The organism is Streptomyces sp. Je 1-332 (assembly GCF_040730185.1).
Lineage (GTDB): Bacteria > Actinomycetota > Actinomycetes > Streptomycetales > Streptomycetaceae > Streptomyces.
In genome coordinates, this window is sequence record NZ_CP160402.1 from 5,207,355 (window position 1) to 5,224,790 (window position 17,436).

General features: G+C 70.6%; 5 protein-coding genes. 3 read left to right on the plus strand and 2 right to left on the minus strand.

Going from position 1 to position 17,436, the window contains the following annotated elements; genetic code table 11:
* Positions 1-125: 125 nt before the first annotated feature.
* Positions 126-1,718 carry an aminotransferase class III-fold pyridoxal phosphate-dependent enzyme gene (locus ABXJ52_RS23790; protein WP_367044704.1) on the minus strand — a complete coding sequence of 531 codons (1,593 nt, stop codon included), beginning with the start codon at positions 1,716-1,718 and terminating at the stop codon, positions 126-128.
* 174 nt (positions 1,719-1,892) lie between these two features.
* Here ABXJ52_RS23790 and ABXJ52_RS23795 point away from each other — a divergent pair, with 174 nt between their 5' ends.
* Positions 1,893-2,441 (plus strand): flavin reductase family protein, encoded by a 549-nt coding sequence (locus ABXJ52_RS23795; protein WP_367044705.1) that lies wholly within the window; start codon positions 1,893-1,895, stop codon positions 2,439-2,441.
* A 103-nt stretch (positions 2,442-2,544) separates the two neighbouring features.
* The gene (locus ABXJ52_RS23800; RefSeq protein WP_367044706.1) at positions 2,545-2,949 is read left to right on the plus strand and encodes a nuclear transport factor 2 family protein; all 405 of its coding nucleotides are present in this window, start codon (positions 2,545-2,547) and stop codon (positions 2,947-2,949) included.
* A gap of 79 nt (positions 2,950-3,028) precedes the next feature.
* Here the strand turns inward: ABXJ52_RS23800 and ABXJ52_RS23805 are convergent, their stop codons facing one another.
* The gene (locus tag ABXJ52_RS23805) at positions 3,029-3,445 is read right to left on the minus strand and encodes a nuclear transport factor 2 family protein (protein WP_367044707.1); all 417 of its coding nucleotides are present in this window, start codon (positions 3,443-3,445) and stop codon (positions 3,029-3,031) included.
* A 208-nt stretch (positions 3,446-3,653) separates the two neighbouring features.
* Between ABXJ52_RS23805 and ABXJ52_RS23810 the strand changes: the two genes are divergently transcribed.
* On the plus strand, positions 3,654-17,390 hold the full coding sequence (locus ABXJ52_RS23810; protein WP_367044708.1) for a type I polyketide synthase: 13,737 nt from the start codon (positions 3,654-3,656) through the stop codon (positions 17,388-17,390).
* Positions 17,391-17,436: the final 46 nt, after the last annotated feature.

A 17,436-nucleotide genomic window follows, 5' to 3' on the forward strand; every position in this document is an offset into this window, starting at 1 on the left:
TTTCTAGCGTGTGGCGGCCGGGCCGGGTGGCGGTGCCTGCCGTGTCGCCACCCGGCTGGATGCACGTAAACGCGGTGGTTTGTAGGCTTTTTCCGTTGCCTGCTGCTGGGTGGGGGTGGGGTGCTCTACGTGGCAGGAAGCGAGAGGGGGCGCTGGTAGTTGCCGCGGATGATGTCGCAGATGTCCCTGAGTGCCGTGTCGAGCTGCTGGATCTCGTCGTCGGACAGGAAGACCGAAGGCTCGAAGCGCAGGGTGTTCGCGGCGCTGGCCGTCGGGAAGGTGCGGATCCGGTGGCCGCGGAGCAGATGTCCGGCGAGCAGATAGCCGAACAGCCCGGCCCTTGCGGCCTCCTGGATGGGAGGAGCCGGCGCGTCCGACTGGTCGTGGAACTCGATACCGGTCATCAGGCCACGGCCGCGTACGTCCTTGACGACCTCGGGGTAGTCCTTGTGGACCGAGGCCAGCATGTCCTTGAGCCGGGTGCCGCGCTCGGCCGCGAGCCGGTAGACACGGCCGTCGTCCGCCTCGATCAGCTCGATCACCTTGAGCGCGATCAGGCTGGAGAAACCGTCCTTGGCGAAGGTCGAGCTGTGGATCAGTTCGAACTGGCCCTGGTAGCGGGACTCGCGGATGAGGAGGGCCGACGTCTTGGCGATGCCGCCGCCCAGGCTCTTCGCCAGGGTGTAGTAGTCGCCGCGCAGGCCGAGGGCGCTGCTGGCGAGGAAGTCGCCGGTGCGGCCCATGCCACTTTGGATCTCGTCGATGATGACGGGACAGTCGATCTCCGCGCAGACCCGCTGGATCTCCTCGGCGAACTCCTTGGACAGCTCCCGGATGCCGCCTTCGCCCTGGATGGGCTCCACCATGAACGCGCAGAACACCGGAGTGTCCTGAGCGGTCACCTTGACCAGGCCGTCCTCGACGGTGAGGCCGAGCAGCGTCGACCGCTCCTCGTCGACGATCCGCCGCAGGGCGCCGGGCTGGTCCACGGGGACGAACCTGGCCTGGGTGGCGAGTGCCTTGAACGGGGCCCGGTAACCCTCGTTGTGGGTGAGCTGGACGCTGCCCACCAGCTTCCCGTGGAACGAGCCCTCCGGGGACAGCAGGACGGGGGGCCTCGCGGCCTGCACCGCGTTGAGCCGGGTGAGCGCGTCGACGAGCTCTTCCAAGGCCGCGGGGCTCGAGGCCTGCGGGGTGAGACCGAGCTGCTCGAAGACGGCGGGCGGCACCGTCGCCAGGTCGCTGCGGACGGCGGAGCGCACTGGCTCGAGGTCCGTGCCGATCTTCTCGAGTACCGCCTGGAGCCGCAGCACGCGATCGAGCTCGGCATGCTTGACGGCCGCCTCGTTGGCCTCGGCGCCCGAGTTGGCGAAAATGGCCAAGTAGGGTTCTTCGTCGCCCACTTCACGCTGGATGACGCGGTTCAGGGCGAGCGCGAGACGGTTGGCCTCGGGGTGCAGCGAGAACTGGGCGTGCACCGGGACCCTGGCGTCGAGCAGCGACTTCGCATACGCCGTGAGGGCCGGGTGGTTGTGGCCGAGCAGCAGCGACCCGTAGCCGCCGGCATAGTCGACCACGGGAATCTCCCGGCCGTCCGCGCCACGCATGAAGAGCGTGTTTCCCTCGCCCCTGATGTATTCGACGTCGAGGCCCGCGGAGGCGAGGACGCTGCCGAGGAAGGGTTCGGCCAATTGCGGCTGGTCAAGTATGGAATTCATGGGGTCAATGTGGCCGAGCGACTGCCAGCCGGAGTCCACCAGTTGGTCATCGGGCCGTCAGCGGATGCAAGATCTGTCGGTTACTCGGCGATGAATTGGCGGAAAGTGGCGATCGGCTAGCTTCACATCGACTGAGGCCTTGACGTTCATGCCGTTGAATCCGAAGAAGGTGCAATGACCTCTGTATCCGCCGCCTATGAACCCGCGGTCTCGCGCACCGGCAGTCCTGTTGCTGGTGCGCCGGCCTCCCTGCGGAACGTGATGTCCCAGTTCGCAACTGGAGTCGTCGTACTGACAGTTGGGGGCGGACGGCCCCATGCGATGACCGCGAATGCCTTCAGCTCCGTGTCGTTGGCGACGCCGAGCGTGCTGTGCTCCGTGGCCCACAGCGCCGTCATGCACGACGTCCTGGAGGGTGGCGGGAAATTCGGCGTCTCCGTCCTCAGTGCCGAACAGGAGTATCTCGCACGGCACTTCGCCAACAAGGAACGCGAACTCGGAGCCGCCCAGTTCGAAGGCGTCGACTGCTTTGCCGGGCTGCACACCGACGCTCCACTGCTTCGCGGGGCGCTGGCCTGGATGGAGTGCGAGCTGGAAGCAGCCCACTCCTCGGGTGACCACACCATATTCATCGGGTCCGTCCTGGAGAGCAGGGTCGGGGACGGGCACCAGGGATTGCTCTTCTTCGACGGGAAATTCGGTCGGGCGAGCAGGGTTGCTTGACCGGCGATTACCGGGCGAACACCGTCCGAATGCTGCACTGAGAAGGAGCCCGCTGCCATCCGGCGTGTGGTGCGAACAACAACAGAGAAGAGGGCCGGTCGGCATGACTGCTGCAACCGATCTGTACAACCTGGAACTGACGGATGACCCGGACGTGCAGAACGACGTCTTCCTCAGGATATTCAACTCGGGTGACGGAAACGCCTTCGACCGCCTGTACCGCGACGACGCCATTTCCAACCTCTCGGGTCAGCCGTTGACCGGCGCCGAGCGGACCGCGGCCATCGTCGAGATGCTCGCCAAGGGCCCCACGCTGAACTCCAAGGTGAAGCACTCCTACACCGCCGGCGATGTCACGCTGATCGTGGTCGACTTCGAGCTCGGTCTGCCCGGTGAGAACGGGGAACTCATCCCGGTCAAGGGTTCGTGCACCGATGTCATCCGTCGTGTCGACGGCGACAAGTGGCTGATGGCCGTTGACCGTCCGGTCGCGGACATCACCGTCTGAGCCGTTCCGGCGAACGAAAGAAGCGCACGATCCGGAGCTTGTGGATCGTGCGCTTCTTTCGTGCCGGCGTATCCGAGCCTCACGCGGCGGCGGGGGGCTCCTCGCCGAACGGGTCGTCGATGGCGTACAGCCAGGCGCCGCCGTCCTCGGTGCGACGCAGTACGTCGAGGCCGACGCCCACGAGCTGCTCGCGGCCGCCCTTCCCGTCGTCGACCTGCATGGTCCAGTCGACCACGAGGAGCGCGGTGTCGCCCGTCACGTAGGCCTCACGCACGTCGGCGGCTATCTGAGGCCGCGCGGTGGCGAAGAACTCCTTGACGGAGTCGCGGCGCGCCTGGCCGCTGACCGGCTTGCCCCGCTCCCACACGGCGACGGCCTCGTCGGTGTAGAGCGCGTTGACGGCGTCGGCGTCGTTGGCGTTGAAGGCGGCGACATAGCTCTCGAGGTGCTTCTCGATATCGCCGGGCAGCTCGGCGCCCTTGGTGGTCTTGCCCATTGAATACCCTCCGGTTTTCTGCGGATTTGAATTGGTGAGCCCATGAGGAAGGTATCCCGGGGTGGACACTGCAAGCCCATCGATGGGTAACGCCCCGCAGCGCACACCCTGTTGACCGCAATTACCGGGCCGTGATCACACGTTGGCAGTCGGATACCGGGGCGTCTGTACGGTCGAATTCGGAATACCCAGCCAACTCTCTTGGAGCATGGCGACGCATTCAGGGAAAGGGCACCCGGAAGTGACGACGACCGAGCAGGACACCAGGGCATTCAGCGGACCCGGAGCGCAGAACGAGCCGATCGCCGTGGTCGGCATGGCGTGCCGGCTCCCCGGCGCGCCCGGCCCCGCCGACTTCTGGGAGCTCCTGACCAGCGGCACCAGCGCCGTCGGAGAGGTGCCGGCGGATCGTCTGAGCAACGGTGTGCCCGTGGCCGTCGAGCGCGGCGGATTCCTGGACACGGTGGGTGACTTCGACGCACCGTTCTTCAACGTCTCGCCCCGCGAGGCCGCGGCGATGGACCCCCAGCAGCGGATCGTCCTCGAGCTGGCCTGGGAGGCACTGGAGGACGCCGGGATCGTCCCGGCCACCCTGCGCGGCAGCCGCACCTCCGTGTTCGTCGGCACCCTGCGCGACGACTACACCAACCTGGTGTACCAGCACGGCACCGACGCGATCACCCAGCACACCATGACCGGCGTGAACCGCGGCGTCATCGCCAACCGGGTCTCGTACCACCTGGGTCTGAACGGTCCCAGCCTCACCGTCGACGCAGCCCAGTCGTCGTCGCTCGTCGCCGTCCACCTCGCCTGCGAAAGCCTGAGGCACGGGGAGTCCACGACCGCCGTCGCGGCTGGTGTGAACCTCAACCTGCTGGCCGAGAACGTGACGACCGAGTCGCGGTTCGGTGCCCTGTCACCGGACGGCACCACCTACGCGTTCGACGCCCGCGCCAACGGCTTCGTGCCTGGCGAGGGCGGCGGAGTCGTGATTCTCAAGCCGCTGGCCCGGGCACTCTCGGACGGCGACCGCGTATACGGCGTGATCCAGGGCAGCGCGGTCAACAACGACGGCGCCACCGACGGGCTCACCGTGCCGAGCGAGGACGCACAGCAGGCGGTGCTCCGGGAGGCGTACGAGCGTGCGGGCATCGACGCCGACGAGGTGCAGTACGTCGAACTGCACGGCACCGGCACCCCGGTCGGCGACCCGATCGAGGCAGCGGCCCTCGGCGCCGCCCTCGGTACCGGCCGGGCGGCGAACGCCCCGCTGCGCGTCGGCTCCGTCAAGACCAACATCGGGCACCTCGAAGGCGCGGCCGGTATCGCCGGCCTGATCAAGACCCTGCTGAGCATCCACCACCGCCGACTGCCCGCGAGCCTCAACTTCGAGACCCCCAACCCCCGTATCGCACTGGCCGAGCTGGGCCTTTCCGTGCAGCGGGAGCTCACGGCCTGGCCGAGCGAGGAGAGGCCGCTCGTGGCCGGTGTCAGCTCCTTCGGCATGGGCGGCACCAACTGCCATGTCGTGCTGTCCGAGGCGCCATCCGCCGACGGCCCCACCGCCGGCTCCGTCGCGACTCCCGGGGTGGCATCGCCGCTGCTGCCGTGGGTCGTCTCCGGTCGTACCGAAGACGCCCTGCGTGACCAGGCGCGGCGTCTCGGCGAGTTCGCCGCCGCCCGTCCGGGGCAGTCGCCCCGCGACACCGGCCTGGCCCTGGTCTCCAGCCGTACGCTCTTCGACCGGCGTGCGGTCGTCGTGGCCGCGGACCGCGACGGTCTGCTCGGTGGTCTGCAGGCGCTGGCCGCGGGCACCCCCGCCGCCGGTCTGGTCACCGACGAGGTGCAGGCCGGCGGCCTCGGTGTCCTCTTCACCGGCCAGGGGGCCCAGCGCGCCGGGATGGGCCGCGAACTGTACGAGACCTACCCGGTGTTCGCCGCCGCCTTCGACGCGGTGGCCGCCGAGCTCGACCCGCTGCTCGACCGGCCGCTCGCCGAGGTGATAGCCGAGGGCGGCCCCGAGCTCGACCGCACCGGCTACACCCAGCCCGCACTGTTCGCCGTGGAGGTCGCGCTCTTCCGGCTCGTCGAGTCCTGGGGCGTGCGACCGGACTTCCTGGCCGGGCACTCGATCGGAGAGCTCGCCGCCGCGCACGCCGCCGGCGTGCTGTCCCTGCCGGACGCGGCCCGTCTGGTGGGCGCCCGCGCCCGGCTCATGCAGGCCCTGCCCGAGGGCGGCGCCATGATCGCGGTGCAGGCCTCGGAGGACGAGGTGCTGCCGCTGCTCGAAGGCCGCGGTGACCGGTTGGCCATTGCTGCCGTGAACGGCCCCGACTCGGTGGTGATCTCCGGCGACGAGCAAGCGGCCCTCGAAGTGGCGGGAGAACTCCGGGAGTCAGGCCGCAAGATCAAGCGGCTCGACGTCAGTCACGCCTTCCACTCGCCGCTCATGGACGCGATGCTCGAGGAGTTCCGCGCGGTCGCGCAGACGCTCGACTACCGCGCGCCGTCCATCCCGGTCGTCTCCGGCGTCACCGGGGAGCGCGCCACCACGGAGCAGCTGACCTCGCCCGACTACTGGGTCGACCAGGTCCGCCGGCCGGTGCGCTTCCTGGACACCGTGCGCACCCTCGAGGCCGGTGGCGCCGGCACGTTCGTCGAGCTGGGCCCGGACGGCGTGCTGTCGGCCCTCGCCGCCGACTCGCTGACCGACTCCGAGGCGGTCGTGGCCGTCGCTGCCCTGCGCGCGGGCCGGCCGGAGGTGCAGAGCCTGTTGGCCGCCGTCTCCGCCGCCTTCGTGCGCGGGGCCGACGTCGACTGGCTCGCCGTGTACGGGGACGGGGCGGACCCGGACGGATCCCGGGCCCGCCGCGGTGAGCTGCCCACCTACGCTTTCCAGCGACGGCGGTACTGGTTCGACGCCGCCGCGGACCGTGCCCCTCGGGCGCTGCCGTCCCTCGACGCACCGGCCGCCGGTTCCGACGAGCGGTCGCCCGCTCCACGAGGCCGGCTCGGCCGGCGTATCGCCGGTCTGTCCGAAGCCGAACGCGCCCGGGTCGTCGTCGATTTGACGAACAGCCACATCGCCGCCGTACTCGAATACGCGTCAGATGAACGGGTGCCTCCGCACACCCCGTTCAGGGAGCTGGGCTTCAGCTCCCTGATGTCCACCGAACTGCGCGGCGCCCTCGCCAAGACCACGGGTCTGCGCCTGCCCACCGGTCTGCTCTTCGACCACCCGACGCCCGCGGACCTGGCCTCGTTCCTGGAGGCCGAACTGCTCGGCGTGGCCGGGGAGGACGCCGAAGAGACCGCGGCCACTGCCCACGACGAGCCGATCGCCATCGTCGGCATGGCCTGCCGCTATCCGGGCGGCATCTCCTCGCCCGAGCAGCTGTGGCGGCTCGTGGCCGAGGGCGGCGATGCCGTCTCCGGCTTCCCCGTCCACCGCGGCTGGCCCGAGGACCTCTACGACGCCGACCCCGACCGTCCGGGCAAGAGCGCGGTCAGGCAGGGCGGATTCCTGCACGAGGCGGGCGAGTTCGACGCCGCCTTCTTCGGTATCTCGCCGCGCGAGGCACTCGCCATGGACCCGCAGCAGCGCCTGCTGCTCGAGACCGCATGGGAGGCCGTCGAACGTGCGGGCATGGATCCGGCCGCGCTCAAGGGCACCCGCACCGGAGTCTTTGTCGGCGCGACCGCTCTGGAGTACGGGCCGCGCATGGACGACGCGCCCGAAGCGGTCCAGGGCAGTCTCCTGACCGGCTCCACCCCCAGCGTCATGTCGGGCCGCATCGCCTATCAGCTGGGCCTGATCGGACCCGCCGTAACGACCGACACCGCCTGCTCCTCGTCGCTGGTCGCGCTGCACCTGGCGATACGTTCGCTGCTCTCGGGCGAGACCAATCTCGCCCTCGCCGGCGGTGCCACCGTCATGTCGTCGCCCGGCATGTTCGTGGAGTTCTCCCGCCAGCGGGGTCTGTCCGCGGACGGCCGCTGCAAGTCCTTCGCAGCGTCCGCCGACGGTACCGGCTGGGGCGAGGGCGTCGGCCTGCTCCTCGTTGAGCGGCTCTCGGACGCTCGGCGTAATGGTCACAACATTCTTGCTGTGGTGCGTGGTTCGGCGGTCAATCAGGATGGTGCGTCCAATGGGTTGACTGCTCCGAATGGTCCGTCGCAGGAGCGGGTGATCCGCCAGGCCCTCGCCAACGCCGGACTCACCACGGCCGATGTGGATGCCGTCGAGGCGCACGGCACGGGTACGACCTTGGGTGACCCGATCGAGGCGCAGGCTCTGCTGGCGACGTACGGTCAGGACCGGCCTGAGGACCGTCCGCTGTATCTGGGTTCGCTGAAGTCGAACATCGGGCATGCGCAGGCGGCTGCCGGTGTCGGTGGGGTCATCAAGATGGTGCAGGCGATGCAGCATGGCGTGCTGCCCAGGACGCTGCACGTGGATGAACCGTCGCAGCACATCGACTGGGCGGCGGGCGGCCTGGAGCTGCTCACCGAGGCCCGCGACTGGCCCGAGGCGGACCGTCCGCGCCGTGCGGGAGTCTCCTCCTTCGGCATCAGCGGCACCAACGCCCACGTCGTCATCGAGCAGGCCCCGGACCGCGTGCCGGCCGAGCGCACCCTGCCGAACGGGGCAGCCCCGCGGGTGCCCGCCCCGTGGGTGCTCTCCGCCCGCACCGATGCGGCCCTGCGCGCCCAGGCGGGCCGGCTCAAGGAGTACGCCGAGACCGCCGTCGACACCGCTGGACAGGCCGCCGACGTCGGACTGGCGCTCGCCACCACCCGTACCGCCTTCGAGCGACGCGCCGTGGTCCTCGGGTCGTCGCCGGCCGAGTTCCTCGCCGGCCTCGACGCACTCGCCGCGGGCACGGCCGCCGCCAACGTGCACCTGGGCAGCGCGGCCGCGACGGGCCGCACCGCCTTCCTCTTCACCGGGCAGGGTGCCCAACGTGCGGGTATGGGGCGTGAGCTGTACGCCGCCCACCCGGTGTTCGCCGCCGCGCTCGACGAGGTCATGGCGGCCTTCGACGGGCTCTTGGACATCCCCCTGCGCGAGGTGGTGTTCGCTCCTGAGGGCAGCGACAAGGCGGCGCTGCTCGACCTCACCACGTACACCCAGCCCGCCCTCTTCGCCATCGAGACCGCGCTGTTCCGGCTCCTCGAGCACCACGGCATGGTCCCCGACCTGCTGGCTGGGCACTCCATCGGCGAGCTCGCGGCCGCCCACGCGGCGGACGTGCTCTCGCTGCCCGACGCCGCCCGGCTGGTCGCGGCCCGCGGTCGGCTCATGCAGTCGGCGCCCGCCGGCGGTGCCATGGTCGCGATCGAGGCCGAGGAGGCCGAGATCGCGAAGTCGATCGCCGGGCGCGAGACGACCGTCTCGATCGCCGCGGTCAACGGCGCGCGCTCCGTGGTGATCTCGGGCGACGAGACCGCGGTCCTGGAGATCGCGGAGGGCTGGCAGGGACAGGGCCGGCGCACGCACCGTCTCACGGTGAGCCACGCCTTCCACTCGCCGCACATGGACGGCATCCTCGACGCCTTCCACGAGGTGGCGGCCGGAGTCGAGTTCAAGGCCCCACGTATCCCCGTGATCTCCACGGTGACCGGGAAACAGGCGGGCACCGAACAGCTCACCTCGCCCGACTACTGGACCCGGCAGATCCGGGAGGCAGTGCGCTTCGCGGACGCCGCCGGGGAACTGGCCGCCCAGGGCGCCACCGTCCTGGTCGAGGTCGGCCCGGACGCCGTGCTGACCGCGCTGGCCGGCCGAGCCCTGGAAGACACCGCCGTCACGGCGGTCGCGCTGCTGCGCACGGGCCGCCCGGAGGTGGAGACGCTCTGCGTGGGCATCGCCCTGGCGCACGCCCACGGGGCAGCGCTGCGGGCGGGGTCCTTCTTCCCCGGCGCGGAGCCGGTCGGGCTGCCCACCTACGCCTTCCAGCGGGAACACTTCTGGCTGATGCCGGAGGCGCGCACCGACGCGCGCAGCCTCGGCCTCGACGCCGCCGGACACCCGCTCCTGATCGCCTCCGTGGAGTTCGCGGACCGCGAGGACACCCTGTTCATCTCCCGCGTCTCCCGCTCCGGACACGCCTGGCTCGCCGACCACACCATCGTCGGCAATGTGATCGTCCCGGCCACCGGGTTCCTGGAACTCGCCCTGGCCGCAGGCGACCTTGTCGGTGCTCCGCAGGTGTGGGAGCTGACCCTGGAGGCGCCGCTGCCGATGCCGCCGGGTGAGCCCGTGCGGCTGCAGGTGGCGGTCGCCGCCCCTGACTCCGCGGGACACCGCCCGTTCACCGTCCACGCCCGCCCGGACGGCGCCGTCGGGGGCACGACGCAGTGGACCCGCCACGCCACCGGCGTGCTGGCACCGAACGAGCCGGTGCCACCCGTGACTTCACCCGACTTCACCCAGTGGCCGCCGGCCGATGCGGTGGCGGAGCCCCTGGACGGCGTGTACGAACGGCTCGACGCGCTCGGCTACACCTACGGCCCCGGTTTCCAGGGCCTGCGCGCGCTCTGGCGGCGCGGCGATGACGTCTTCGCCGAAGTCCGGCTGCCCGAGGCGCTGCACGACCACGCCGGGCGCTACGGCATCCACCCCGCGCTCCTCGACTCGGTGCTGCATCCGCTGGTGCTCGATGCGGCCGTCGAGGGCGAGGAGGACCGCATCCGGCTGCCCTTCAGCTGGTCCGGCACCGTGCTGCACACGGTGGGGGCCACCGAGCTGCGCGTCCGCATCTCACCCACCGGCACCGACACGTTCCTGCTGAGCATGGCCGACGGGACCGGGGCGCCCGTCGCCGAAGTGGCGTCACTCGCCCTGCGCCCGGTCGCCAAGGACCGCCTCGCGGTGGCGGCCCCCGCCGCGGCGGACGCGCTGTTCGGCGTGGAGTGGACCGCACTGCCCGCACCCGCGGCGGATACGTCACTGACCTGGGCCGAGGTGGGAACCGGCCGGATCGCGGACGTGGCGGAGGCCGACATCGTCGTCGTGCGGATCACCCACGGCGCCGAAGCGGCCGCAGCGCCGCACGACGCTGCCCACGAGGTGCTCCGGCACATCCAGGAGTGGGTGGCCGATGAGCGGTTCACCGACGCACGGCTCGTCGTGGTCACCAGGGGCGCCGTCGCCACCCGCCCCGACGAGGAAGTCTCCCTCGCCGCGGCCACCGTGCCGGGGCTCGTCCGCTCGGCGCAGGCCGAGCACCCGGGCCGCCTGGTGCTCGTCGACGTCGACTCCGACGCTCCGCTCGGGTCCGGGGACCTGGCGGATCCGCTGTCCGCCGCGCTGGCCCTGGACGAACCCCAACTGGCCCTGCGCGAAGGCAAGGTGTACGCGCCGAGGCTCGCTCGGCGCGCCCCCTTCGCTCAGGCGCCCGCCAAGGCCCTCGACCCGGCGGGCACCGTCCTGATCACCGGTGGTACCGGCGGTCTCGGGGCCCTGTTCGCCCGACACCTGGTGACCGAGTACGGCGTACGGCATCTGCTCCTGAGCAGCAGGCGCGGGCCTGCCGCGCCGGGAGCGGCCGAGCTGGAAGCCGAACTGGCCGCTCTGGGCGCCAGGGTGACGGTGGCCGCCGCCGACGCCGCCGACCGCGAGGCGCTGTCGGAGCTGCTCGACGCGATCCCCGGCGAGCACCCCCTGACCGCCGTCGTGCACACCGCGGGTGTCCTCGACGACGCGACCGTCGAATCGCTGACCGAGGACCGGCTGGACGCCGTACTGCGTCCAAAGGTCGACGCGGCCTGGCATCTGCACGAGCTCACCAAGGGCCTGGAGCTCTCGGCCTTCGTCCTGTTCTCCTCGGTGTCCGGCATCACGGGCACCGCGGGACAGGCCAACTACGCGGCAGCCAACACCTACTTGGACGCCCTGGCCCAACACCGCCACGTCCAGGGGCTGCCCGCTCTCTCGCTGGCCTGGGGCCTGTGGGACGCCACGCACGGGATGGGCGCGGGCCTCACCGAGGCCGATCTCACCCGGTGGGCGCGGGCCGGGATGATCCCGCTGGGACCCGAGCAGGGCCTGGCCCTCTTCGACGCGGCCCTCGCCGGTGAGTCGGCACTACAGGTTCCCGTACGGCTGGCACTGACCGCGCTCGGCGAGGGGAACACGCCGGTTCCCGCCCTGTACCGGGGCCTGGTGCGAACCAAGGCGCGCCGTGCCGCGCAGGCCGGAACGGGCGTTGGGGACCAGTCCGGAGCGCTGCGGCAGATCGTCGGGCTCCCCGAGGCCAAGCAGAAGGACGCCGTCCTCGACCTGGTGCGCTCCGCCGTCGCGGGTGTGCTCGGTCACGCAGGGGCGAAGGCGGTCGATCCCGACCGGGCGTTCAACGAGATCGGCTTCGACTCGATGGCGGCTGTGGACCTGCGCAACCGCCTCAGTGCGACCACCGGCCACAGACTGCCGGCCACCGTGGTGTTCGACCATCCGACCCCGGACGCGCTCGCGGCGTATCTGCTCTCCCGCGTCCTCGAGGAGAAGACACCTGCCGCCGTCACCAAGGCGCAGGGCGGGGCGAGTGGAGTGCACGATCCGATCGCGATCGTCGGCATGGCCTGCCGTTTCCCCGGCGGGGTGGCGTCACCCCAGGATCTGTGGCGGCTCGTGTCGGAGGGCACCGATGCCGTGAGCGGGTTCCCGGTCAACCGTGGCTGGGACCTGGAGGGCCTCTACGACCCCGACCCCGACCGGACCGGGACGTCCTACGCCCGCGAGGGCGGCTTCCTGCACGAGGCGGACCTGTTCGACCGGGAGTTCTTCGGGATGTCGCCACGTGAGGCGACCGCCACCGACCCGCAGCAGCGCCTGCTGCTCGAGACCGCGTGGGAGGCCTTCGAGAGCGCGGGCATCGACCCGGCACAGGTGCGCGGCAGCAACACGGGCGTCTTCACGGGCGCCATGTACGACGACTACGCGTCCAGGCTCGCCTTCTCCCCGGAGGAGTTCGAGGGCTTCCTGCTCGCGGGCAACCTCTCCAGCGTCCTGTCCGGCCGGCTCTCCTACACCTACGGCCTCGAAGGCCCCGCCGTCACCGTCGACACCGCCTGCTCGTCGTCCCTGGTGTCCCTGCACATGGCCGCGAACGCGCTGCGCACCGGTGAGTGCGACCTGGCCCTCGCCGGCGGTGTCACCGTGATGAACAGCCCCAACACCTTCGTGGAGTTCTCCCGTCAGCGGGGTCTGTCCGCGGACGGGCGTTGCAAGTCGTTCGCGGCGGGTGCGGATGGTACGGGTTGGGCGGAGGGTGTGGGTCTGCTGCTCGTTGAGCGGCTTTCGGATGCTCGGCGTAATGGTCACAACATCCTTGCTGTGGTGCGGGGTTCGGCGGTCAACCAGGACGGTGCTTCCAACGGCCTGACTGCTCCGAATGGTCCGTCGCAGGAGCGGGTGATCCGCCAGGCTCTGGCGAATGCGGGTCTGAGCACCGCGGATGTGGACGCTGTCGAGGCGCACGGAACCGGCACCACCCTGGGTGACCCGATCGAGGCGCAGGCTCTGCTGGCGACTTACGGTCAAAACCGGCCTGAGGACCGTCCGCTGTATCTGGGTTCGCTGAAGTCGAACATCGGGCACGCGCAGGCGGCTGCCGGTGTCGGTGGGGTCATCAAGATGGTGCAGGCGATGCAGCATGGCGTGCTGCCCAGGACACTGCACGTGGATGAGCCGTCGCAGCACATCGACTGGGCGGCGGGCGGTCTGGAGCTGCTCACCGAGGCCCGCGAATGGCCCTTGGCGGACCGTCCGCGCCGTGCGGGAGTCTCCTCCTTCGGTATCAGCGGCACCAACGCCCACGTCGTCATCGAGCAGGCCCCGGAGGAAAGAAGCCGGGCCGGGGCACCGGCACCGGAGGCGGGGCACCAGCCGGTGCTGCCGTGGATCGTCACGGGCAAGAACGAGGAAGCGGTGCGCTCGCAGGCTGGGAAACTCCACCGGTTCGCCGAGGACCACCCGGAGCTCTCCGCGTCCGACATCGGCTTCTCCCTCGCCACCGGCCGCGCGGTACTCGACCACGGCGCCGCGGTGACCGGCGGCGACCGCGATTCCCTGGTGCGCGCTCTCGATGCGCTCGCACTCGGCCAGGACGCCCCCGGCACGGTGCGTGGCAACGCGCTGAACAGAGGGAGGACCGCGTTCCTCTTCACCGGCCAAGGCAGCCAACGGCTCGGCATGGGGCGTGAGTTGTACGAGACGAGCCCCGTCTTCGCCAAGGCGCTCGACGAGGTCTGTGCCCTCCTGGACAGCGAACTGGTCCTGCCCGTCAAGAGCGTCCTGTTCGCCTCCGAGGGGTCGGCGGACTCCGCGCTGATCGACCAGACGGTGTTCACCCAGTCCGCTCTCTTCGCCCTCGAGGTCGCGCTGTACCGACTCTTCGAGCATTACGGGATCACCCCCGACTACCTGCTCGGCCACTCTCTCGGTGAGGTCACGGCGGCTCACGTCGCAGGCGTCCTCGACCTCAAGGACGCCTGCGTCCTGGTCGCCGAGCGCGGCCGCCTGATGCAGGCGGCCCGCACCAGCGGTGCGATGGCCGCCGTGCAGGCGGCCGAGGAAGAGGTACGTGCCTCCCTGGCCCCCTACGGAGACCGGATCTCCATCGCCGGCGTCAACGGGCCGATGGCCGTGGTGATCTCCGGTGACGAGGAGGCCGTGGCGGAGGTCGCAGACGCCTGGAGCGCCAAGGGCACCCGGGTCAAGCGGCTGCCGGTGTCGCACGCCTTCCACTCGGCGCACATGGACGAAGTTCTCGAGGAGTTCCGTGACGTCGCAGCCGAGCTGACGTTCCGGGCGCCCGCCATTCCGATCGTCTCCAACGTGACCGGTGTGCTCGCCACCGACGAGCAGCTGACGTCGCCCGATTACTGGGTGAGCCACATCCGTGCGGCCGTGCGCTTCGCGGACGGCGTCCGCTGCCTCGAAGCGGAGGGCGTGACCGACTATCTGGAGCTCGGCCCCGACGGCGTACTGACCGCCATGGCCCAGGCATGCCTCACCGATGAGGCCGGCGCGCTCGCGCCCGCCCTGAGGCGTGGCAGGCCCGAGGCGGAGACCGTCGCGCAAGCACTGGCCCTGCTGCGGATGCGGGGCGCATCGCCCGACTGGGCGTCGGTGTTCCCCGGCGCACGGCAAGTGGCGCTGCCCAGCTATGCCTTCCAGCACGAGCGGTACTGGCTGGACGCTCCGCAGGCGCCCGGCGACGCGGCGGGTCTCGGGCTGACCGCGGCCGGACATCCGCTGCTCGGCGCCGCCATGGACCTGGCCGACGGCGACACCCACGTCTTCACCGGACGGCTCTCGTTGCGTACGCATCCGTGGCTGGCCGACCACACGGTGGCCGGCACGGTGCTCCTGCCGGGCACCGGTTTTGTGGAGCTGGCCGTTCGGGCCGGGGAGCAGCTCGGTGCCGAGCGGGTCGAGGAGCTCATGCTCTCGGCGCCGCTGGTGCTGCCGGAGCGTGGCGGGGTCCGGGTCCAGGTGGTCGTGGGTGCGGCCGACGGGGCCGGGATCCGCAGCATCGACATCTACTCGCGGGCCGACGAGGGCGACGGCTCCGACGATGGCCCATGGGTCCTCAACGCCAACGGAGCGCTCTCTCCTGTCGGTTCGGGCGGTGCCGAGCTGAGCGTGTGGCCGCCGGCCGGCGCCCAGGAAGTGCCCCTCGATGGTCTCTACGAGCGGTTGGTGGGGGAGGGCTATTCGTATGGTCCGGGGTTTCGGGGGTTGCGTCGGGTGTGGCGGGGTTCGGTGGAGGGGGAGGTGTTCGCGGAGGTTGTGCTGCCGGAGTCGTTGCGTGGTGATGCGGGGCGGTTCTTGTTGCATCCCGCGTTGTTTGATGCCGCGCTGCACCCGTTGTTGCCGGGTGTGTTGGCTGATGGCGGGCCGGCGTTGTTGCCGTTCTCGTGGTCCGGGGTGAGCGTGCACGCTGTGGGTGCGTCTGTGCTTCGGGTCAAGTTGAGCCTCACCGGTTCTGAAGTGGCTTCGTTGGTGGTGGCCGATGGTGTGGGTGCGCCGGTGGTGACGGTGGAGTCGCTGGTGTTGCGGCCGTTGTCGCTGGAGGCGTTGGGTGAGGCGGGTTCGGCCGGGCGGGAGGGGTTGTTCCGGGTGGACTGGTCTGCGGTGCCTGTGCCTGTGCCTCCAGTGTCTGAGGTTGCGGGGTCGTATGCGGAGCTGTCTTCGGTGGGTGCTGAGGGTCCGGTGCCGGAGGTCGTGCTTTTGCCGGTCTCGGGTTCTGGTGACGCCGATGACCTGGCGGTTGCCGCGCATGGCGCGGTGCGGGGTGTGCTGGGTTCGGTGCAGGGGTGGCTGGCCGATGAGCGGTTCGCCGACTCGACGCTGGTCGTGGCTACGCGTGGTGCCGTCGCTGTGGGGGATGAGCCGGTCACCGATCTGGTGCACGCGGGCGTGTGGGGTCTGCTGCGTACCGCTCAGACGGAGAATCCGGGCCGCATCGTTCTGGTCGATGTCGATGGTGCCGATGTCGATTCGATGGAGATACCTGCGGGATTGATCGAGTCAGGTGAGCCTCAACTCGCGGTTCGTAAGGGGAAGTTCTTCGTCCCGCGGCTTGCTCGCGCGATGTCCGGGGCGGAGGGTGCGGCGCCGGTGCGGTGGGACCAGGGGACCGTTCTGGTCACGGGTGCCACCGGGACGCTGGGCGCTGTACTGGCCCGGCATCTGGTCGTCACCCGGGGAGCGCGCAACCTGCTGCTCGTCAGCCGCCGAGGTGCTGAAGCACCGGGCGCGAAGGACCTTGCTGTCGAACTGACGGCCCTCGGTGCGGACGTGACGCTGGCTGCGTGTGATGTCGCCGATCGTGGGGCGCTGGCCGAGCTGTTGGCCGCGATTCCTGCCGAGCACCCCTTGACCGGGGTGGTGCACACGGCCGGTGTCCTGGACGACACCGTTTTCGGTGATCTGAGTCCTGAGCGTCTGGACGCGGTGCTGCGGCCGAAGATCGATGCGGCGTGGAATCTGCATGAGTTGACGAAGGACCTGGATCTGTCGGCCTTCGTTGTCTACTCGTCCATCGCGGGTCTGATCGGGAACGCGGGTCAGGCCAACTATGCGGCCGCCAACACGTTTCTGGACGCGTTGGCGCAGCACCGTCGTGCGCAGGGGCTGGCCGGTACCTCGCTGGCCTGGGGTCTGTGGGACCAGGCCAGCACCATCAGCGGCAGCCTCGACGACACCGACCTGCGTCGTCTCGGCCGTCTTGGCCTGCGGCCGTTGTCCTCGGTCGAGGGGCTCGACCTGTTCGACGCGGCTGAGATCACCGGTGAAGCCGTCCTGGCCGTCTCCCGGATCGACACCGCCGCCCTGCGCAAGCGGGGCGACGCACTGCCGCCGCTGCTGCGCGGCCTGGCGCCCGCCGCACCGCGGCGCGGCGCCGCCGCGGGGTCCGGCAGCAGGCAGGACGACGGCGGACCTTCGCTGGCCGACCGGCTGGCGCCGCTGTCCGGGGAGGAGCGGGAGCGGGCTCTGACGGATCTCGTGCGCGCTCATGTCGCCGGAGTCCTCGGCCATGCCGACGCCGGCTCCGTCGATGCGGAACGGGCCTTCCAGGAGCTCGGCTTCGACTCACTCACCGCGGTCGAACTGCGCAACCACCTCAGCAACGCCACCGGTCTGCGCCTGCCCACCACCCTGGTCTTCGACTACCCCAACCCCACCACCCTCGCCACACACCTGCTCGGGCAGATCGTCGTCGAGGAAGTGTCGGCCGCGGACCCGGTACTCGGCGAACTCGGCAGGCTCAAGGCCGCGATCCGGGACGCCGCGACCGACACGGAGGCATCCGACCGGATCACCGCCCAGCTGCGGGAGCTGCTCGCGATCGCCGGCGGCCCGGCTGCCGAGGACGGCGACCTGGACGACGCGAGTGACGAGGAGCTGTTCGCCCTGATCAACGAACTCGACTGACCGAGTTCACCACCAAGCAGAGCCAGGTGGGCGCAGCGCGCCCACC